Genomic DNA, 20,074 nt, shown 5'->3' with positions numbered 1-20,074 from the left:
GCGTCCTCCTGGGTGTAGATGTCGTTGGTGACCACGGCGATCGACAGTCGGTCCCGCAGCGTGCGGCACAGGGCGGCGACGGTCGCGGTCTTGCCCGAGCCGACCGGTCCGCCGAAGCCGATCCGCAGGGCGCGGCGGCTGCCGTCCGGGCGCCGGGGCTCGGCGCTGTAGGTGTGGCGCTGCGGCATGGTCACGGGGTGGTCCAGATGCACGGGGGCTCCAGGTCTGCGGGGGGGGTCAGGAAGCGAAGAGGCGAACGGTCCAGGCGGCGTGCTGCTCGCCGGTGATGTCCAGCAGGGGGGCGGACGCGGCGGGCAGGACGGTGACGCCCTCGGCGGCGACGCGCCCCGCCGCGTCGGACGCGGCGTCGGCGACGGCGTCGAGGTCGTCGGCGAGCCGGGCCAGCACCGCGGTGGCCTCGAAGGGGTCGAGGCTCAGCAGGCGCACCGCCGCGGTCGCCGGACCGCCGACACTCTCGTACACGGCGGCGTGGGCGGCGTCGAGCGCGGTGAGTCCGGCGGCGCGGGCCGCGACGCCGAGGACGACCGGCTGGTGGGCTCCCTGCGGCCGGTGGCGGGCGAGGTGGTCGAGGCCGGCGCAGGGCCAGGTGGCGCGGGCCGCGCGCATCATCTGCCGGCCCAGGCGGCGCGCGACGCGACGCAGCGCCGGTGCGGGGGTGCGGGTGTCGGCGGCGTCGTCCAGGGCCAGGGCGTCGTATCCGGTGGCGGCCGCGGCGGCGAGGCCGGCCGCGGTCAGTCCGGCGGTGTGCAGCCGCCCGCGGCAGAACGTCTCCAGGCTCGCGGTGTCGTGCACGCCTCCGGAGGCGACCGCGGCCTCCATCCCGCCGGAGTGGGCGTGCCCGCCGGCGGGGAAGCGGCCGTCGGCCAGGATGAGCAGGGCGGTGCGGCTCATGGGGTGACGGGCCCTCCTTTCGCGAGGCGCGGGGCCGGCCCCCGTCGGTGCGGCCGGCCCGGATCGGGGGAGGTCGGAACAGTCAGAACAGGAAGTAGCGCTGGGCCATGGGCAGTTCCGTCGCGTAGTTCCGCCCGACCTCGTGTCCGTCCACCGTGGTGCGGACGTCGGAGGTGGTGGCGCCGCCGATGGTGACCTCGAAGGTGTCGGGGTCGACGACGATGTCCGGCAGGCCGTCGTTGTGCACCATGTCGGCCTTGGTGACCTCCCGGGTGGAACGGATCGCGCGCAGGGGCTTGAGCAGTCCGGTCCGGGAGAGTTCGCCGTCGAGGGCCGCCTCCGCGACGAAGTTGAAGGAGTTCGCCCCGGGGGACCGGCCCCGGGAGCCCCAGACCGGGCGCGGCAGATAGGGCTGCGGGGTGGGGATGGAGGCGTTGGCGTCGCCGATCTGCGCATAGGCGATCTGGCCGCCCTTGATGACCATGTGGGGTTTCACGCCGAAGAACTTGGGTTCCCAGAGGACCAGGTCGGCGAGTTTGCCCGGCTCGACGGAGCCGACCTCGTGGCCGATGCCGTGGGTGAGGGCCGGGTTGATGGTGTACTTGGCGACGTAGCGCCGGGCCCTGAAGTTGTCCGCGCCGGCGTCGTCCTCCCGCAGGTGGCCGTAGCGGGACTTCATGACGTGCGCGGTCTGCCAGGTCCGCATGACCATTTCTCCGATGCGGCCCATGGCCTGGGCGTCGGAGGACATCATCGAGATGGCGCCCATGTCGTGCAGCAGGTCCTCGGCGGCCATCGTGGAGGGCCGGATCCGCGAGTCGGCGAACTTCATGTCGGCCTCCACCTCGGGGTTGAGGTGGTGGCACACGATCATCATGTCGACGTGTTCCTTGACGGTGTTGACCGTCAGGGGCCGGGTGGGGTTCGTCGAGGCGGGCAGCACGTTCGGCTTGCTCACGAGGCTGATCATGTCGGGCGCGTGGCCGCCACCGGCGCCTTCGATGTGGAAGATGTGCAGGCTGCGGTACTTGGCGTCCTTGGTGCGGCGGTCCTTCTTGGTGGCGGCGAAGGTGTGCTGCACGAAGCCGGACTCGTTCAGGGAGTCGGCGTGCAGGGCGACCTGGACGCCGGTCTCCTCGCACACCGTCAGGGCCGCGTCGATCACCGCGGGGGTCGCGCCCCAGTCCTCGTGGATCTTGAAGCCGAGGGCTCCGGCGGCGACCTGGTCGAGCAGCGCCTTCTCGGAGACCGTGCTGCCCTTGGCGAGCAGGCCGATGTTCACCGGGTAGGCGTCGAGTGCCTCGAACATCCGCTGGATGTGCCACTTGCCGGGCGTGACGGTCGTGGCCGTACTGCCCTCGGCGGGGCCGGTGCCGCCCCCGATCAGGGTCGTCACGCCCGAGGCGAGCGCCTCGTGGATCTGGTTGGGGCACAGGAAGTGCACGTGCGTGTCGACGCCACCGGCGGTCAGGATGCGCCCCTTTCCGGAGATCACCTCCGTCTCGGGCCCCACGACGAAGTCGGACGCGCGCGGGTCGTCGTTGGGGCGCGGCGACATGGTCTCGGGGTTGTACGCCTTGCCGATCGCCTGGATCCGGCCGTCGCGCAGTCCGATGTCGGCCTTCACCACACCCCAGTGGTCCAGGATCAGGGCGCCGGTGATCACCGTGTCCACCGGCTTGCGCGGATCGTCGCGGGGGATGTGCGACTGGCCCATGGACTCGCGGATCACCTTGCCGCCGCCGAAGAGCATCTCGTCGCCGCTGCGTCCCGGGCCGCCGCACCAGTCCTCCTCGATCCTGAGGACGAGGTTGGTGTCGGCGAGCCGGACCCGGTCGCCGGCCGTGGGGCCGTAGAGGTCGGCGTAGCGGGACCGCAGCAGTGGGGCCGAAGGGTTATCGGTCTCGTCGGGCATCGAGGTGCTTCTCCTCTTCGCTCTTGCCGGCCCGGAGTCCGCCGACGATCCGGTCACCGGCGACGGGCACCAGCGACACGGTCCGCTCGTCACCGGGTTCGAACCGCTCGGACGTGCCGGACGGGATGTGCAACCGCATGCCGTGGGCGGCCTCGCGGGGAAATTCGAGCTCTTCGTTCACCTCGGCGAAGTGGAAGTGGGAGCCCACCTGGATCGGACGGTCCGAAGGATTGGACACGTGCAGCGGCACGGGCGTGGAGCCCTCGTTGAAGGCCACCCGGTACTCGTCCTCGTCCGGCAGCGGTTCCGTCTTGCCCGGGTGGACGTCCACCTCGGTGGCCGCCGCGTCGAACGGGTCGTGAAGGGTCACCAGCTTCGTTCCGTCCGGGAACGTCGCCTCGACCTGGACGTGGGTGATCATCTCCGGTACGCCGTCCATGACGTCACCGCGCCGCAGCACGTGACGCCCGGACTCCATCACGGAGTCGACCGTCGCCCCGGCCCGCGCCTCTTCGTAGACGTGCGCCGTCAGCAGCGCCATGACCTCGGGATAGTTCAGCAGCAGTCCTCGCTCGCGGCGCCGCCGGGCGACATCCGCCGCCACGTGGACCAGCAGGCGCTCCTGCTCGTGCGGAGTCAGGTGCATGTCGTCCCCCTCTCCTGTTCGTCGCTTCACCTGGGCCGCGCGGCTCGTCGGAGCCACACGGCGCGACGCCCCTCCCGCGTCCGCCGCAGGCCGATCCTCGGGGAGGAAAGGACTCCGATACGGAGAAATCTGCCTCATGGGCCCTGATCGAATGAAACGGAGGCACAGGTGGCATAAGGGGCGCAGCCGCGGGCACGCCGACCGCCCCTTCCGGCCCTCTCGGGCAGCGCACGACCGTCGCCGCGAGCGCAGCCGTCCATGGGCCGCCCCCGCCCAATAGACCGGCCGCACCGCAAGCGCGCCCGGCCTATTGGGCGGGGCGTTCCGCTCGCAGGCGTACAGGTCAGGCGTCGCACACGCGCTCCCCGTTGTCCAGGGACCAACGGCCCTGCTCCCCAGGGCCCTTGGGGCATATACCCCTGATGTCATACTGACCTGCGGTTTCTCCCCGTCAGGACCCGCCGGTTCGGTGTCTGTTCACCGCCGAACCACCCTCGCGACCACCCTCGCGCCCCCGACCCGTTCCTCAAGGAGCCCAGCCATGCCCCGACTCTTCTGCCCGCTTCCGGCGAAGGCCCCGGACCGACCGGGCCGGTGGGCTCCCGTTCCGGTCGCCGCCCGGGCCGGGTCCGGACCCGGCTCCGTACAGGGCGCCGTCGTCGGGTGCGAGACGGGAAGGTCCCTCTGACCATGAGTACGGAGGACAGGACGTACCACGCACTCCTCGCCCGGCACGATGCGATGCGGCTGCGTCAGCAGTTGCTCTCCCCCGGGGGCGACCCGCGCACCGACCGCACCGACCGCACCGGCCGGCCCTCGGCCGAAGAGGCGCACGACGCGGCCGCCGACCGGCAGATCATCATGCGCGACCTGGACCTGGTGGCTCCGCTCGACGAGCTGATCACCGACCTGTACCGGGCGCTGTTCACCCGGCATCCCTCACTGCGGTCGCTCTTCCCTGCCTCGATGGCGTTCCAGCAGGAGCATCTGGCGCGGGCGTTCTGGTATCTGATCGAGCACCTGGACCGCCCCGAGGAGATCACCGAGACCTTCACCCGGCTCGGCCGCGACCATCGCAAACTCGGCGTGCGCCCGGCGCAGTACGCGGCGTTCAAGGACGCGCTGTGCGAAGCGCTGCGGCTCCGCGCGGGCGAGTACTGGAGCCCGGAGCTCGAACAGGCGTGGACGCGGATGCTGCGGCTCGGCGTCACCGCCATGGTCCGGGGCGCGGAGTCCGCGCTGCACGAACCACCGTGCTGGCGGGCCACGGTGACGGGCCATCGGCTGTACGGTCCGGACCTGGCGGTGCTCCGTCTCCTGCCGCACGAGACCTTCCGGTACCGGGCCGGCCAGCACGCCGCGCTGGAGTCCGCCCGGCTGCCGCACACCTGGCGCCCGTACTACCTGGCCGACGGACCCGGCCCGGACGGGGAGGTCGAGGTGCACGTCCGGTGTACCGGTCCCGGCGGGGTCAGCGAGACGCTGGTACGCCGCACCGCGCCCGGGGACGAGGTACGGCTCGGGCCGCCGAAGGGCGACCTGACGCTCGGCACGGAGCCTCTGGACACCCTGCGGTTGGTCGCCTGGGACACCGGCTGGGCGGCGATGAAGGCGCTGCTGCAGGAGCTGGACGGCCGCGTGCGGCGGTCACCCGCTCACCGGGGACGCCGGGTACGGCTCTTCCTGGGCGCCGACTCGCTGTCCGACCTCCACGACACCGAGTACCTGACCGGCCTCGAGCAACGCCACTCCTGGCTGACCGTGGTTCCGACGGCGGGCAGGGCACCGGGCGAGGGCATGTACGACCGGCTGGTCCTCGCGGTGGCCCGGAGCGCCCCCCTCGCAGAGGGTCGCACCCTGGTCGCCGGGCCGCCGGACATGGTCCGTACGGTGACGGCCGGACTCGTCCACGCCGGGCATCCCGCCGACCGCATCGTCCACGACACGTTGCCGCCCGGCCCGCCCGTCCTGCCCATCCTGCCACGGTTCGCGGAGGGGCACGGGACGGCCGGGGACTTCATGCCCCCGGGTCAGCAGGTTCCCGCCTGAACCGGCTGCCTGGACGCGGACCGGCATACGCCCTCACGGCCACGCGCCGCGGGCCGAGCCCGGCAGGATGGCGCTTTTCGCAGCGGACGCGGTCGCTGCTCCCGCCCTCCGGGGCAGACTTCGGCGCCCGCTCGGTGAGCTGCCGCGACCACCGCTCTCGCCGGTCCGGTCGGTCGCGGGCCCTCGCCTCGGGTTCCGGGGGCGATCCTCACGGCCGGCTGCCCGTCGGTCTCCGCATGCGGCAGGGCCCCCTGAGAGCAGCCCCCCTGCGGGTCGAACCGACCCGGGCTCACCGGCAGTCCTGGCCCTCCGGCGTCTCCTCGGCCATCGGATCCACCGTTGCCCGGGCATCTCCCCACCCGAGGGTGTGGAGCGCCTCGCGCAGCGCGGGGCTCGGGGCGAAACCGTACGCGGCCCGGAGAGAGCCCGCCAGCAAGGTGATCCAGGCATCGGCCAGTGCGCCGATCTCCACGGGACGGCCGTTCCTCAGCCAGAGGAGGGACATCTCGTCGCAGGCGGCACCGAACCCCCGTACGGGCAGGAGGAGCGCGGGGTCGTCGGCGTCGAGGCCGAGCAACGCGCAGATGGCCCGGACCCCTTCCTCCCGTGTCGCCTCGAAGGCCGCCGACGCCACGTCGGCGGCCTGCGCGCGGCGCAGGATGAGATTCAGCGCGATGTCCTCGTGCTCGGACAGAAAAACCAGATGCGCGGTGAAATGCCTCCGCAGCCGGTCGACTACGGACCCTTCGGAAGCGAACTCCGTTGCGGTCCGCAGCTGTTGGTCGACCTCTCGCACGGCCTCGGCGTAGAGGCTCTCCTTGCCCTTGAAGTGATGGGACAGCAGTCCGTGCGCGACACCCGCCGTCCGGGCGATGTCCCCGACGGTGACCTCCCCGTAGGGACGCCGGGAGAAGTTCTCCAACGCCGCCCGCAACAGCTTCTGGCGTGTCTCCTGGGCGGCCAACTGCCGCCGGGTCGGCGGTTTGCCTGCTTCGGGCGGGGCCACCTCAACTCCTTCCCGGCGATGACGACCTGTCGTCCCGCAGCGTATGCGAGGCCGGCGCGCCCTCCTGCGCCGGGACCATTGATTGATTGACAGTCAATGACTTACATTCAACGTAAGCTGCGGCATGCCGCTCGGGCGACGCCGCGAGACGCGAGAAGGGACCACGACATGGTTCTCCGCTTACCGCTCCCCGCCGAGGACGACCCGGTCTGGACGTCCGCCAACGGCTTCGTCGTCCGCAGGAACGAGGGCGTCGTCCGGCTCACGGGGCACGAGACGTTCTCGGTCAAGGTCACGGGAGAAGAGACGGACGGCGCCCTCGCGTTCATGGACGGAACCGTCGAGCCCGGCCACGGCAACGTCCCGCACGTGCACTCGAAGGAGGACGAAGCCTTCTACGTCCTGTCCGGCGAGTTCGAGTTCCTCAACGGGGCCGAGAGGTTCACCGCCGGCCCCGAGGACTTCGTCTACATCCCCAAGGGCACACGTCACGGCTTCAGGAATCTGAGTCGGGAACCGGCCCGGCTGCTGGTCTTCTACACACCCGCCGGACCCGAGTCGTTCTTCCTGGCCCACGGCGAGACGGACCGCGCCCCGGAGCCCTGGCCCGACGAGAAGTTCAACGAAATGGTGGACATCCTCGGCGCGCACAACATGGTGCTACTGCCCGGGGACAACGACTGGGACTGAGCACCTGTCCGAAGACCCGGCCGGGGTGAGCGTTCGCGTGGAGTTCGACGGGGGAAGCGTCGGCGTACTGCAGGCCGACGCTCTCCTCTCCTCTCCTCTCTTCCGTCAAGACACTTCAGGACGGCGTCGAAGCCGCCACGGGTCACCCCTTGGGTGCGGCGTCGGCGGGCTTCTGGCCCGGGAAGACGTCTTCGATCTCTTCTTCGGACCAGCCCTGGCGCGAGATCGCCTGCAGCTTGTCGGTCTCCGGCTTGCGCACGGCCTGGTAGCGGGCCAGCGCCTCCTTCAGGGAGTCCGCGTCCCGCAGCGCGTCGGCCAGCGCGCCGGCGTCCTCGATCGCGGAGTTGGCGCCCTGGCCCTGGTGGTGCAGCATCGAGTGCGCCGCGTCGCCCACCAGCACCACCGAGCCCGAGTGCCAGGTGTCGACCGGGTCGATGTCGTAGACCGCGCGGACGTTCACGGTGCTCATGTCCAGGCCGCGGGTGATGGCGACCAGGCGCTCGTCGAAGCCCTCCACCGTCGCCAGGACGTCGTCCCTGGTGACCTCGGGGCTCCAGGCGCCGTCCGGGCACAACGCGGTGATGTCGAACGACACCTGGCCGCGGTGGCGCAGCGGCAGCAGGTAGACCTTGGTGCCCCTGCCGATGTACATCCGCAGGTTGTCGTCGGTGACCATGCCGTGCGCGTCGTCCACCGAGATCACCGCGCGGTAGGCGTGCTCGCCGGAGAAGACCGGGCCCTTGTCGCTGAACAGCTCTTGGCGCACCACCGACTTGATGCCGTCGGCGCCCACCACCAGGTCCGCCTCGACCCTCTTGCCGTTGGCGAAGGCCAGGACGGAGCGGTCACCGTTGTCCTGGATGCTCTCCAGCTTGTGGCCCAGGTGCACCATGCCCTCGGGGAGCACGCCGAGGAGGGCCTCGATGAAGTCGCCGCGGTGGATCAGGTGGGTGCGGGTCTGCGCGCCGTCGGCCGGCCACGCCTCCTTCATGATCGGCTCGCCGGTGGCGGTGAGGATCTCGAAGTACTCGCTGGGCGAGGTCACCTTCGCGATCGCGTCGAAGATGCCCCACTGGCGGAACCGGTTCATGGTGGCGGGACGCAGACCGATCCCGGCGCCGACCTCCCGGATCTGGTTCGCCTGCTCGTAGACGTCGACCTTCGCGCCCAGCAGACTCAGCGCCTTGGCGGCCGCCGCACCGCCGTATCCCGCACCGACGACGGCGATCTTCAGGTTCTTCAGCTCGGAGTGCTGCATGGGTGGTTTCCTCTTGCTTCTGGAAGGTCGGAAAGCCGGCGTCGGCATCGGCCCTGGAAGGGTGTTCGCGGTGTCGCTCCCGGCACCCGTGCCCGCCTCGCATGCCCGATGCGGGATGCGCGGCACCCCGTCGGCTGCGGCGACAGTAGCCATTCGGTTTACATGGAGTCAATGAAATCGACACTCTGAAAACACAACATACTGAGAGTATGTCGGGCGTGCCGGAACCCGTTCGACGGCCGTCGATGGGCGGAACGGCCGGTGCGGAACCCGCCCGCAGCATGAACGGCGTGCATGTCCCCTCATGCGAATCATTCATTTGCTGGATGTGAAACCGGACACTTCACTGGGGGCATGACTCCTCCCCCTGCCTCCGACGTCGACCTTTTCGCCGACGACGTCCTGGTCGACCCCTACCCCGTCTACGCCGAACTGCGGGAGCTGGGCCCCGTCGTCCACCTCCGCAAGAACGACGTCTACGCGCTGACGCGGTACGACGTCATCCGTGGCGCACTCGCGGACTGGGAGTCGTTCTCCTCGACCTCGATCGCCTTCAACCCGATGGCCAACGAGGCGCTCACCGGCACCTCGCTCGCGTCCGACCCGCCGGTGCACACCCAGCTGCGTGCCACGCTCACCGAGAACCTCTCACCGCGCGCGCTGCGCGGCCTGAAGGGGCAGATCGAGGCGAAGGCGGACGCTCTGGTCGCGGAACTCGTCGAGAAGGGTTCCTTCGAGGCGATCGACGCCCTCGCCCGGGCGTTCCCGCTGGAGGTCGTCGCGGACCTGATCGGCTTCGAGGGCCACGTGCGCGACAACATGCTGCGCTGGGGGCAGGCGGCCATGCAGGTCCTCGGTCCGATGAACCAGCGCACGGCCGAGAACTTCCCCATCGCCGGCGAGCTCTACGCGTGGTGCTCCCAGGTGAAGGCCACCGACCTGGCCGAAGGGTCCGTGGGCCGCGGCATCTTCGACGCCGAGGCGCGGGGCACCATCCCGCCGGACACGGCCGGTCACATCATCCACCAGTACCTCGGCGCCGGCGTCGACACCACCATGGCGGCGATCGGCAACGTGGTCGCCCTCTTCGGCTCGCACCCCGACCAGCTCGACCTGATCCGCGAGGACCCGTCGCGGGTACCGGCGGCGTTCAACGAGGTGCTGCGCTTCTGGGCGCCCATCCACGCCTGGGGCCGACGCGTCACCAAGGACGTCGACATCGACGGGACCGTCGTCCCCGCAGGGGCGCAGGTCGCGATCCTGCTCGGCGCCGGCAACCGCGACCCCCGGCACTACGAGAACCCGGACGCCTTCCTCGTCGAGCGCAACCCGGTCGACCACCTCTCGTTCGGCTACGGCCCGCACGGCTGCGCCGGCCAGGGGCTCGCCCGCCTGGAGGCCCACGCCGTGATCGAGGCTCTCTCCCGGCGCGTCAAGCGCCTCGTCGTCGGAGCCGAGGTCCGCGTTCCCAGCAACACCACCCGGAGCATCGAAGAGCTCCCCGTCCTGGAGGTGATCCCCGCGTGAGGATCGTTCTCGACCGCCCCCGCTGCGAGGGCCACGGCCTGTGCGAGGAAGCCGCCCCGCAGCTCATGCACCTCGACGACGAAGGCGAGCTGGTGCTCGACCGCGAGGAGGTCGACGAGGCCGACGCCGCCCTGGCGAACGCCGCCGCCCGCGTGTGCCCGGTCGCTGCGCTGAGGGTCGTATGAGCGGCGACACGATGGACCGCGTCGTCGTCGTCGGCAACGGGATCGCCGGGCTCACCGCGGCCGACACGCTCCGCGAGGCCGGCTTCGACGGCGAGCTGACCGTCGTCGGCGACGAGCCGCACCCGGCGTACAGTCGCCCGGCCCTGTCGAAGGCGCTCCTGCTCGACGGCGGCGACCTGTCGTCGCACGAGCTCCCGCCGGCCGGCCACGGGGCGACGGAGCTCCTGGGCGTCCGTGCCACCGGACTCGACCTCGACCGCCGGCTGGTCGCGCTCGACGACGGCACGGCCCTGCCGTACGACCGCGTCGTCCTCGCCACCGGCTCCCGGGCGCGACGGCTGTCCGACCTCCCCGAGGAGCTCACCCTGCGGGGCCTCGACGACGCCCTCGCCCTGCGGAAGCGGCTGGCGGACCGGCCGTCGGTCGTCGTGGTCGGCGGAGGCCCGCTCGGCATGGAGATCGCCTCGGGGTGCCTGGCCGCCGGCTGCCGGGTCACCCTCGTCTCCCAAGGGGCCCCACTGGCCCTCCAGCTCGGTCCGCACCTCGCCGGTGTCTTCGTCAGGGCCGCGCTGGACCTGGGACTCACCCTCGTCGAGACCGCGGCGGCACGTCTGGAACGTCACGGGGAGAGCGCTCGGGTCGTCCTGGACGAGGGCCCGGTCCTCGAGGCGGAGATCCTCGTGTCCGCCGTCGGCGACGTGCCCAACACGGAGTGGCTCGCGGACACGGGACTCGCGGCGAAGGGCGCCATCGCGGTCGACTCGCGCGGGCTCGTCCGCCCCGACGTGGCGGCCGTCGGTGACCTCGCGGCCATCCGGACTCCGGACGGCCTGCGCCGCGTCCCTTTCTGGAGCAGCGCGATCGAACAGGCGAAGGTCGCCGCGAGGGCCCTGGTCCGGGGCGACGAGGCGCCCCCGCTCCGGTTCCAGCCGTACTTCTGGACCGAGCAGTTCGGACTGACCCTCAAGGCGGTGGGCCACCTGCCGTTGGAAGGAGACCCCGAGTACGTCGACGGGGAGCCCGGCGGCGGGCCGGCGCTGATGCGCTGGTCGCAGGAGCACGGCACCGGTGTGGCCGCGGCGCTCAACTACCGGATCCCCATTCCCCGGCTGCGTCGTATGACTCAGGTCGTATGACTCAGGCGGCCGCGTAAGGTCGGTTTCATGGGCGACGAGGAAGAGGGCACCACGGGTTCGGGGCTGGACCGGCTGGCATCGGTCAACCTCAACCTGCTGGTGCCCCTTCTCGCGCTCCTCGAAGAGCGTTCGGTGACCAAGGCGGCGCAGCGGGTCGGTCTGTCGCAGCCGGCGATGAGCCACGCCCTCACGAGGATGCGGCGTCTGCTGGGTGACGACCTCGTCGTCCGGCAGGGAACGGGCATGACGCTGACCCCGCGCGCGCTGGAGCTGATCCCGCCGCTGCGCGGTGCGCTGCAGCAGGTGGCGCACCTCGTGAACTTCCCCTGCTTCGACCCCGCCACGGACCGGCGCGTCATCACGATCGCCCTGACGAACAGCACCGCGTTCGTCATCGGCCCCCACCTGACGCGGCTCATCGCCGAACGCGCCCCTCACGCCACACTGCGCCTGCGGACGATCACGGTGCCGACCGAGGCCACCTTCACCGACAGCGGCGTCGACGTCGTCCTGATCTCCGAAGGGCACTTCTCTCCGTACCCGCGCGAGCGTCTGTACAACGACCGCTGTGTGGTGGTGGCCTCACCGGACACGCCGCCGGAGGCGAGCGCGCTCGACCTCCTGACCACCCAGCCGCACATCGTCGTCGACACCGACCGGCGGGTCTTCCCGTACTCCGTGCTCGAGGAGAAGGGCATCCCCTACCGTGTCGGCCAGTTGAGCTCCGACTTCCTGCTCGTCCCCTTCCTGGTCGCCCGCGCGGGCGGCGTCGCGCTCTTCCGCTACCAGGTGGCCGCCACCATGCGGACCCTCACCGACCTGCGGATCGAGGAGTTCCCGTTCCCGCTGTCCGGCCTCGGGATCGACATGGTCTGGAACCCCCGCCTGTCCGATCAGTACTTCATGGAGTGGCTCCGGACGCTGCTGTTCGACGCCGCGGCACAGCTCTGACGCGAACCGCGTTCACCGCGCCGGAGCCGGTCCGGGGTGAGCCTGGGTGGGTGGGCCGGGCGGCCTGAAAACAGGTCGGCCAACCCGGCAGAACCTGATGAACCACAGGAGTGTCCGCGGGCACCCGGGACCGACCGACGCGACGGCCAGGGGCCGTGCCCGCGCCCCCGCGTCTCGGGACGCACTTCAACGGGCCCGCGGTCCGAGGTCCGCCAGCAAGTCGTCCAGCACCGCTTCCTCTTCGACCCGAACACCGCACTCGGCGAGAGCGACGGCCAGGGCCGGATCCCACGGAGTCGCGGCGGGCGGGCCCGTCAGGTCCGGGGCTTCGGCCGCCCTGGCCGCTGCTGCCCGGTAGTGGGCGGCTGTGTAGCGCCACGGCTGCCAGGGGACGCTTCGTCCCAGCGCCACGGCGATGCGTACACCGCCCCAGTCGAAGTCGCCGTGGTAGAGAAGGCCGGCTCCCTGCGCGAACAGACCCCGCAACAAGGTGAGGGCGGCGGCCGACGGCTGCCCCTGGAGACACACCAGAGGCGGACACGCGGAGCCGAAGGCGTCGGCGGCCGCGGACAGCACGGCCGGGTTCTCACAGACGTGGACGATTTCCGTCGTCGGGACGACGAGGGCCGGTGGGTGACGGGTGAGAGAGCGGAGCGTCAGAACCGTGGGCTCACCCGCGTCGGCCATCCAGTCGAGGGGTGGAGTGCCGCGCAGGTTGAGGGTGAGGACGGTCGAGGACAGGTCGTCCATGAGCAGACCCGCCGAGGCCCATGCCTCCCGCCGCCACTGGGCACCGGCTCCGTCGGGAAAACCGGTGAGGGAACGAAGCCCGGACAGGACGAGAGTGGCGAGCGGTGTCCCCTCGTCCAGGGCGTGGGCGCCCGAGAGGTTCCGTGCCGCGAACGTCGCTCGCGATGTCGGAGGTGACACGGGCAGAGCGCGCAGCGCGCGCACGGCGGCCTCCACCAGAGGGCCGGCCGCTTCCGGTGTACGGGCGAGGCGTCGTACGAGACCGTCCCCGCGCATGCGCTCCGCCCAGGGGGCCAGTTCGGCGTCGAGGGTGCCGAGCGGTGCGTACGCCTCTTCCCAGGCTCGTTCCTCCCTGTCCCGTGTCTCCGCACGGAGTGTGACGGGGCCGGTGAGTGCCACCACGGCGGCCGCCAGTCCGTCGGGGCTGACACCGGAGCGGCGCAGGACCGCATCCACCGTGTCGAGGCGAACGCTCAGAGAACCACCGGTCCGTGGTGCCCGTCCCAGCAAGCGCTCAGCGGCCCGGCGTTGGGATGCGTCGGGGGCGGACAGGCTGACGGAGCCGGTGAGCGGCCTCCCGCGTGCCATCCGCTGACGGGCGCGGCCCACCAGCCAGGCGAGGCCGGGATCACCGAGCAGACGGCCGAGACGCTCGGCGTCGATGTCGGCCTGCTCCCCGGCCGGTGGCCGTGCGGTCGGTACCGCGTTCACGACGGTGTCGTCCGCCGCTGTCTCCCGTCCGGCCGCCGCCGGGATTCCGGGATGTCGGCCCCCGCGGGCGGGCGGAGTCGCCGCAGGATTCACATCCATCGGGACTCCTGTCCGCCGGTACCGGTACCGGCGGCAGTGGCAGTGGCAGTGGCAGTGGCGACGGTGACCCGCCCCGGCTCAGCGTGGGAATTCACCGGCCCCTCGGCCGCCTCACCGAAGGTGTCGGCAAGGGAGGCCGCCTTCGACGCGTCCGCCCGCGCACCGGGCTCCGGGCCGCGCCGCCGGTCGCTGCCGTCCCACTCCCACCGCGTCACCAGCACGGCGTCGATGTCGTCGACGCGCGCGAGCTGGGCGATGGCGATGCCCGGTACCTGGGGGTAGCAGGCCCATTCGCGTTCGCTCGTCATGACGACGTCGAGGTCGAAGGCGCGGAGCAGACCGAGGCACTTGGCGCGCGAGTCGTCGTCCACGCCGGCGAACGCCTCGTCCAGGGTGACCAGGCGTGGGGCGTGAGCGCCGCCCGCGCTCGCATAGTGGGAGGACGCGGCGGCGAACAGCGGCACGGACGCGGCCAATACCCGTTCCCCGCCCGAGGCGGGCCCGGTGGCCGGCACCCACTTGCCGTGCTGGTGGCGTTCGACGCCGAACTCGTGCCAGGCCCGGTAGTCGAGGGCGGCGGTGAGGTCCTCCAGCCAGCTGCCGGCGCTGTCGTCGGCCTGCCGGCGGGCGATCTGCTCCTGCAGGAACGCGCCGACCGCGGCCCGGTCCTCGATCGACCAGGCGTCGGCGGACTGGCGCAGCCGTTCACGGGCCTGGGCCAGCCCCTGCGGGGCCCGGCGGGATGCCCGCCATACCAGCCGCAGCTTCATTCCCGTCGAGGTCGGGCGCTCCTCCAGCTCCCTGTTCATGGCGGCTACTTGCCGTTCGGCCGCCCCGATCAGTTCCTGGAGCGTCCCGGCGACCTCGGTGATCAGATGGGTCTGCAGGATCTCACGCTCGTGTGCGGACAGGATGCGGGTCAGTTCCGCGACCTCGGCGGCCAGCGCCTCGGCGAGTTCGGGCACGGCCCGTTCGCGGCCCTGGTAGACGATGTCGACCCGCATGCCGTCCTCGCTCGGACGGGCGGTGGCGGTGTGGCCGTGCCGCGACAGCGCGTCCTGGAGCCTGCCGAACTCCTCGCTCAGCCGTTTCTGCACGCGCTCCCAGACCGCGTCCGAGTCGTCGAGCGAGGAGAGCCGGGACTCCACGGCCCGCGCGAGCGTAATGGCGGGGGTCGCCGCCCACGTCCCTCCGGTGCCGTCCGGTACGTCGAGGTCGGGCAGCGCGACCGCGAGGAGCCCCGTCGCGGCGAACCGCTGGAGCGCCGCGACGGCTTCCTCACGCGCGGCGGTCACCTCGGTGACGTCCACGGCGAGCCGCTCGATGCGCCCTTCGGCGCGGCTGGCCCTGCGGTCGGCGTCGCCGTGGTCCTCCTGGGCCTGCCGCTGTTCGTTCTCGCAGGCGCGGGCCGCCTCGGCCGTCTCCTCCAACTGTTGCTGGAGCTCGGCGACGGCCGCTCCGACGGTGGAGCGGAGTGTCGTGAGGTGTTCGTCCGCCGCCGCGGCACCCCGGGCCGCCTGCGCCGCGCGCTCCGCGAGTTCGGACACGAGGGCTTCGGCCCGGTGGGTCTCCGCCTGCTCGCCGGTCACCGCGCGCTCGGCGTCCGCGTGTTCGCGCAGCGCGGGCCACAGTGCCGCCAGGAGAGCGGTGTGGTCGGCGAGCGCCTGGCGTACGGCGCCCAGTGCCGTGCGGTCGGTGGGAAGGTGCAGGGCGGCCGCGGTCTCGGCGAGTTCGGCCGCCGCGCGATCGGCCTGTTCCGCCGCCAGGGCCAGTTCCGCGGCCCGTTCGTCCTGCCGGGCACGGGCCCGGTGGGCCGCGTCGACCGCGGCGGTGACGCGTGCGTGGGCGTGGCGCAGGTCGTCGTCGCCCGGTACCGCGGCGAGTTCGGCGTCGAGCACGGCGCGGCGCCCGGCCACGGCGCGAGCCTCCTCGGCCAGTTTTTCCCGTTCCGCCGCCAACCCGTCGATTTCGGTGCGCAGTTCGCCGATCCGGGTGCGGCGTGCCTGTTCCCGCGCTCCTTCTCCGACGTACTGGGCGCTGTCCTTGGCCCAGCTTCCGGTGAGCGCGCCGACCCGGAAGCGCCCGTCCGCGCAGACCCAGGTGTCGTGCCCGCCGGCCTCCCAGGAGGTTTCCTCGGACCGGCCCCCGGTCCTGCTCGCCAGCCCGATCGAGGCGAGCAGACGCGCGACCGTCTCCTCCCCCACGGCGGCGGCCCCCGCGTCCGCCGGGTCGACCGCCGGGCGCAGCGCGCGGTCGAGGCCTGCTCCGCCGAGCAGCCCGACCGGGTCGAGCAGGACGTCGTGGCCGTCCGCCGCGACCGTGGAGCCGTCCGGCCGTACCCAGGCGTCGAGGAGCCCCGAGGCCTCCAGCGCGGCTTCCAGTCCCGCGCGGTCGGCCTCGGTGACGTGCGGGCGGAAGTCGACGAGCCGCCACAGCGGGGCGCCGAGGCCCCGGTCCCGCACGTCGGGCGTACGTGTGTGGGGAGCCGCCGGACCGCGCTCCCCACCCGTTTCGAGGACGGTCAGTTCTTCCAGCGCCAGCCGCTGCCGCTCCGCCGTCGCCGCCTGGCGGTGGGCCAGCCCGGCCGCCCGGTCGGCCAGACGGGAGGCGGCGGTGCGATGCGCCTCCTCCGCCGCCGTACGCGCCGGCAGTGGGCCGTCGAGACCGCTCACCCAGTCCTGTACGGCGTCCAGGACCCCCGGCAGTCCGGGCACCCGCAGCTCCACACACCCGGAAAGGTACTCCCGTACGGCCGTGACGAGCGCCTGCCCCGCCCCGGCGACGTTCTCCTCCGCCTCGGCCAGCCGCTCCCCGCTGTGCACGGCCTCCTCGTCGGCCTCGTCGGCGCGCAGCCGGGCGGCCCCGCGCCGCTCCTCTGCCCGCTCGGCCCGGGTGGCGAGTTCCGCCACGTGCTCGACGGCGCGTCGCCGGCCCGCCGTCGTCTCGTCCGCCTCGCGGCGCAGGACCGGTTCGGGGGCTCCCCCCGTCCTGGGGACGTCGAGCCGGGCCGCGGCGGCGCTCTGCGCCACACGGTCCTGGATGTCGTCGAGGGCCTCCTGGGAGGCCGTGAGCCGGTTGCCCGCGGTGGCGAGCCGGCCCAGGGCCCGGGTGTGCGCCTCGGCCGCCGTCCGCCGGTCCCCCTCGGCCCGCGTCAGCTCTCCGGCCGTGCGGGAGGCGTCGGTCGCCGCCCGGTCGAGGGCGTGGGCGTCGCGCATCTCGGGTCCGGACCGCAGCGCGGCGTCCTGAGCGGCCAGCCGCGCGGCCCGTTCGCCGAGTGCGGCACCTCTCGCACGAGCCTCCTCGCGATCCGTCGCGGCCTGGTCCCGGTCCGTCTGCGCCTTGAGGAGTTCCCGCTGGATGTTCTCGTACCGTGCGTGTTCGCGGCGGGGCAGGCGGGCACGGCGCCGGGAGGCGATGCGGGCGTAGCGCCGGTAGTGGTCGAGGAACGCCGAGGAGGCCTGTTCGGCCTCGCGGGCCGCCCGCAGTTCCTCCTTCTCCTCGTCCAGTGACCTGAACGCCTCCGCCGCGTCGGCGACGACGGCCTGGTCCATCGGCGGCAGCGCCTCGGTCAGTGCCCGGGACAGGGCGGCTTCACTCGGGCGCTTGGACAGCTGGGGCTGGCGCAGCTGGATCAGGAGGTCGACGAGGGCGCCGTAGCGCCGCTCGCCGAGCCCGAAGAGGGCTTCGTCGACTGCTCTGCGGTACGTCTTCGCCGTGTCGTACACCATGCCGCGGCTGCCGACGGCCTCCGCGAGCCGGTCCCGGGACAGCGCCGTTCCGGTCGCGTCCAGCAAGTCGAGACCGGCGCCGATGCGCTGGTCCGTCACCGCGAACCAGTGGCGGGCGATGCCGCGACCGGCGACCGCCTTCAGTCCGCACAGCAGCGTGCGGAAGTGCGCCTCGCCCGTGGTGTCGTCGAGCCGTCCGAACTCGATCCAGGTGTAGCCGAGGCGTTCCGGGTTCGGGTGTGCGCCGCCCAGGAGCAGGTTCCACTCCATCCGCTTGCCCGGGTCGCCGTCGGGTTCGACGCGGCGGGCGGAGAGGTCGCTGTCCAGGAGGAACGGCAGGGTGAGGGCGAGCACCTTCGACTTGCCGGTGCCGTTGTTGCCGCGCAGCAGCAGCCGGCCGTCGCGGAACCAGAACTCCTCGACGTCGTAGTGGAACAGGTCGACGAGCCCGATGCGCAGGGGCCGCCACCGGCCGGGGGCGGGGTTCGGGAGCGCGGTCACAGGGTGGTTCACGTTCGCCTTTCGTCCTGCACGGTCGTGGAAGTCCGGCGGCCGTGGGCCCGTCCGGGTTCCCTCACGACGGGCTCACCGACCGCGTAGCGCGCGAGGGCCGGCCGCGGTACGACGCCCTGCTCGGTGCGTTCGGCGAGTCCCAGCGCCACCAGCTTGGTCAGCGCCTGCTCGACGAGTTCGGGCTCCGCTCCCGGCTCCCTCGCCGACTTGGACCAGAACCCGCCGTGTTCCGCGGCGAGTTCCCGTACCCGGGCCGCCAGTTCCGCCGGTGCGACGGGCCCGGCCGCCCGTGCCAGGTGACCGGCCAGCAGCAGGGTGATGTGACCGTGGGTGCCCTGTTCCGGCATGCGGACGTCGGTGAGGTCGTCCAGGGGGTCGACCATGGCGATGCCTTCGGCACGGACCTCCGCGACCAGTCCCGTCAGTTCGTTGATGCGTGCGGTGATGAAGCCGCGCTGCCGGGTGAGGTAGGCCAGTTCGTCGTCGGTGAGGTCGTCGTAGTAGAGCACCGGGTCGTCGAGGAGGCGGCGGGTCAGCTTCCAGCGGATCGCCCGGAACCTGAGCTCGTCGCTGTCGAGCGCGGTCTGCGCGGTCATCTCCCCCAGGCGTTCCTCGAACTCCTCGGCCTCGACCATCGAGGGGCCCCGCAGGGACGCCGGCATCCCTGCCAGCACCCGTCGCCGCACGTCGTACAGCACGTCGCCCGACCCGCTGACGTAGGCGTCCTCGTCACCGGCCACCCGGCGCAGCACCCCGAGCCGCAGCAGCAGGCGGACGACGGCCGCGAGGTCGAGGCGCTCGTCGCGCCGTTCCAGGGTGAACGTGATCCCGGCGGCGACGAGTTCGGGATCGGCGGCGGCCAGGACGACCTGTTCGGCGAGGCGTCCGAGGGCCACCTGCGACTCACCCCGCTCCAGCACGGCGAGTGTCAGGCAGAGCAGGACGTAGCGACGCCGGGTGAAGGGCAGGGCGCTGCGGGCGGCCTCGCGCGCCGGGTGCGTGGCGTCGGTGAGGGTGCCCGGCGTCTTGCGCAGCCGTGCGGCGTCGGCGTCCGTACGCAGCGTCCAGCCGACGTTGCGCTCGAACCACTCCCGCAGCTCGGCGGTGTGCCGGCGCACCAGCCGGAACTCGTCGGGGTGCGGCCCGTCGGCGGTGAGCAGCGGCTCCTTCAGCAGGGCGCGCGCGGCCCGCTGCAGATCGGCCTGGCGCTGGCCGTCCAGGACCTCGGCGAGGGGGCCGCTCATCGGTTCTCCCTACGGTTTTGGGCGGCTCCGGAGGGCTGGAGAGGACTGTCCTGCCGGGGGACGGATACGGACACGTGGGGGGAAACGGCTGTCGGCGGCCTCGGATGCCACAAGGTGGGCAGGTGCCCTTCGGGCGCACCGGGCCCGTCGCTCCCGTCTTCCCCCGCCGTGAGGTCGATGATGTCGATCAGGTGGTCGGGTCCGCTGAACACGCCATCAGGTGTGCGCACTTCGGCCGTCGATCCGTCGCCGAGGGCGGTCAGCCGGATCTCCATCGAACCGTCCCCGCTGGTGACCACGGTGCCCGTCATGCCCGGCCGCCAGGTGGCGAGCGCGTCGCCGAGCAGGCGCAGGAACAACTGGAAAGCGTGCGGATCGAGTTCACCCAGCCGGGACAGCCGCACCGGCCCGCCCGTCACGAGACGGTCCCGGGCCCGACGGGTCTCTTCCGTCTGCCGGGCGGCGAGCTCGGCAAGTCTGCGCTTCGCCTCGCCCCGGTCCGCCACCTTGCGTGGCTTGCCGCGCCGTTCGTAGCTGCCGGTACGGCGCAACTGGGGACTGATCCGCAGCGGTCGTGACTCGCCCCACGGCGTCGAGGCCGGCTCCGGTGAGGCCGCCTGCTCGGCGAGGGTGTCGGCGTCGACGGTGAGGTGCCGGGAGGAGTGCAGCCCGAACGCCACCCGCCACAGCCGGTGCCGTGCCGCGTCGTCCGGTGCCTGGGCGAACCAGCGCGCCAGTGTACGGAAGTCGGCCG

16 protein-coding genes are annotated in these 20,074 nt (G+C 72.4%); 6 read left to right on the top strand and 10 right to left on the bottom strand.

Annotated elements, in window-relative coordinates; translation table 11 throughout:
* The 4 genes from AOK11_RS29700 to AOK11_RS29685 form a co-directional block, all read right to left on the bottom strand.
* Positions 1 to 212: urease accessory protein UreG (locus tag AOK11_RS29700; protein WP_167353847.1), on the bottom strand; the 212-nt coding region annotated here is incomplete at its 3' end.
* A 25-nt stretch (positions 213 to 237) separates the two neighbouring features.
* Positions 238 to 912 (bottom strand): urease accessory protein UreF, encoded by a 675-nt coding sequence (locus AOK11_RS29695; protein ID WP_055596802.1) that lies wholly within the window; start codon positions 910 to 912, stop codon positions 238 to 240.
* An 82-nt stretch (positions 913 to 994) separates the two neighbouring features.
* Positions 995 to 2,827 (bottom strand): urease subunit alpha, encoded by a 1,833-nt coding sequence (locus AOK11_RS29690; protein ID WP_055596801.1) that lies wholly within the window; start codon positions 2,825 to 2,827, stop codon positions 995 to 997.
* On the bottom strand, positions 2,808 to 3,473 hold the full coding sequence (locus tag AOK11_RS29685) for an urease subunit gamma (RefSeq protein ID WP_055596800.1): 666 nt from the start codon (positions 3,471 to 3,473) through the stop codon (positions 2,808 to 2,810). Before AOK11_RS29685 ends, AOK11_RS29690 begins: the two co-directional genes overlap by 20 nt.
* Before the next feature lie 690 nt (positions 3,474 to 4,163).
* Here AOK11_RS29685 and AOK11_RS29680 point away from each other — a divergent pair.
* Positions 4,164 to 5,522, top strand: coding sequence for a globin domain-containing protein (locus tag AOK11_RS29680; RefSeq protein WP_055596799.1), 1,359 nt, complete (start codon positions 4,164 to 4,166; stop codon positions 5,520 to 5,522).
* 289 nt (positions 5,523 to 5,811) lie between these two features.
* On the opposite strand, the gene AOK11_RS29675 is transcribed toward AOK11_RS29680, so the two are convergent.
* Complete coding sequence (locus tag AOK11_RS29675) at positions 5,812 to 6,528, bottom strand: TetR/AcrR family transcriptional regulator (RefSeq protein WP_055596798.1); 717 nt, start codon at positions 6,526 to 6,528, stop codon at positions 5,812 to 5,814.
* Between the two features lie 168 nt (positions 6,529 to 6,696).
* On the opposite strand from AOK11_RS29675, the gene AOK11_RS29670 reads away from it, so the two are divergent.
* Positions 6,697 to 7,218 (top strand): cupin domain-containing protein, encoded by a 522-nt coding sequence (locus AOK11_RS29670; RefSeq protein ID WP_055596797.1) that lies wholly within the window; start codon positions 6,697 to 6,699, stop codon positions 7,216 to 7,218.
* Positions 7,219 to 7,360: 142 nt separating this feature from the next.
* Here the strand turns inward: AOK11_RS29670 and AOK11_RS29665 are convergent, their stop codons facing one another.
* Complete coding sequence (locus tag AOK11_RS29665) at positions 7,361 to 8,476, bottom strand: FAD-dependent oxidoreductase (RefSeq protein WP_055596796.1); 1,116 nt, start codon at positions 8,474 to 8,476, stop codon at positions 7,361 to 7,363.
* A gap of 354 nt (positions 8,477 to 8,830) precedes the next feature.
* Here AOK11_RS29665 and AOK11_RS29660 point away from each other — a divergent pair, with 354 nt between their 5' ends.
* The 4 genes from AOK11_RS29660 to AOK11_RS29645 are packed head-to-tail and all read left to right on the top strand — an operon-like array spanning position 8,831 to position 12,275.
* Positions 8,831 to 10,003 (top strand): cytochrome P450, encoded by a 1,173-nt coding sequence (locus tag AOK11_RS29660; RefSeq protein ID WP_055596795.1) that lies wholly within the window; start codon positions 8,831 to 8,833, stop codon positions 10,001 to 10,003.
* Positions 10,000 to 10,188 (top strand): ferredoxin, encoded by a 189-nt coding sequence (locus AOK11_RS29655; protein ID WP_055596794.1) that lies wholly within the window; start codon positions 10,000 to 10,002, stop codon positions 10,186 to 10,188. The genes AOK11_RS29660 and AOK11_RS29655 overlap by 4 nt, the downstream gene beginning before the upstream one ends.
* The gene (locus AOK11_RS29650; protein WP_055596793.1) at positions 10,185 to 11,324 is read left to right on the top strand and encodes an NAD(P)/FAD-dependent oxidoreductase; all 1,140 of its coding nucleotides are present in this window, start codon (positions 10,185 to 10,187) and stop codon (positions 11,322 to 11,324) included. Before AOK11_RS29655 ends, AOK11_RS29650 begins: the two co-directional genes overlap by 4 nt.
* Positions 11,325 to 11,351: 27 nt before the next feature.
* The gene (locus AOK11_RS29645; RefSeq protein WP_055596792.1) at positions 11,352 to 12,275 is read left to right on the top strand and encodes a LysR family transcriptional regulator; all 924 of its coding nucleotides are present in this window, start codon (positions 11,352 to 11,354) and stop codon (positions 12,273 to 12,275) included.
* A gap of 186 nt (positions 12,276 to 12,461) precedes the next feature.
* On the opposite strand, the gene AOK11_RS29640 is transcribed toward AOK11_RS29645, so the two are convergent.
* From AOK11_RS29640 to AOK11_RS29625, 4 genes are all read right to left on the bottom strand, one after another.
* The gene (locus tag AOK11_RS29640; protein ID WP_079035161.1) at positions 12,462 to 13,835 is read right to left on the bottom strand and encodes a TIGR02679 family protein; all 1,374 of its coding nucleotides are present in this window, start codon (positions 13,833 to 13,835) and stop codon (positions 12,462 to 12,464) included.
* A complete protein-coding gene (locus tag AOK11_RS29635) occupies positions 13,826 to 18,076 on the bottom strand; it encodes a TIGR02680 family protein (RefSeq protein WP_240497536.1) in 4,251 nt (1,416 codons plus the stop codon). Before AOK11_RS29635 ends, AOK11_RS29640 begins: the two co-directional genes overlap by 10 nt.
* The gene (locus AOK11_RS29630) at positions 18,073 to 19,320 is read right to left on the bottom strand and encodes a TIGR02678 family protein (RefSeq protein WP_055596791.1); all 1,248 of its coding nucleotides are present in this window, start codon (positions 19,318 to 19,320) and stop codon (positions 18,073 to 18,075) included. The genes AOK11_RS29635 and AOK11_RS29630 overlap by 4 nt, the downstream gene beginning before the upstream one ends.
* On the bottom strand, positions 19,317 to 20,074 hold a 758-nt coding region (locus tag AOK11_RS29625; RefSeq protein ID WP_107098709.1), incomplete at its 5' end, for a TIGR02677 family protein. The genes AOK11_RS29630 and AOK11_RS29625, both read right to left, overlap by 4 nt.

Source organism: Streptomyces hirsutus, assembly GCF_001418415.1.
GTDB lineage: Bacteria > Actinomycetota > Actinomycetes > Streptomycetales > Streptomycetaceae > Streptomyces > Streptomyces hirsutus.
Note: the sequence above shows the minus strand (reverse complement) of the source record. Positions and strands in the feature narration are given on the sequence as shown.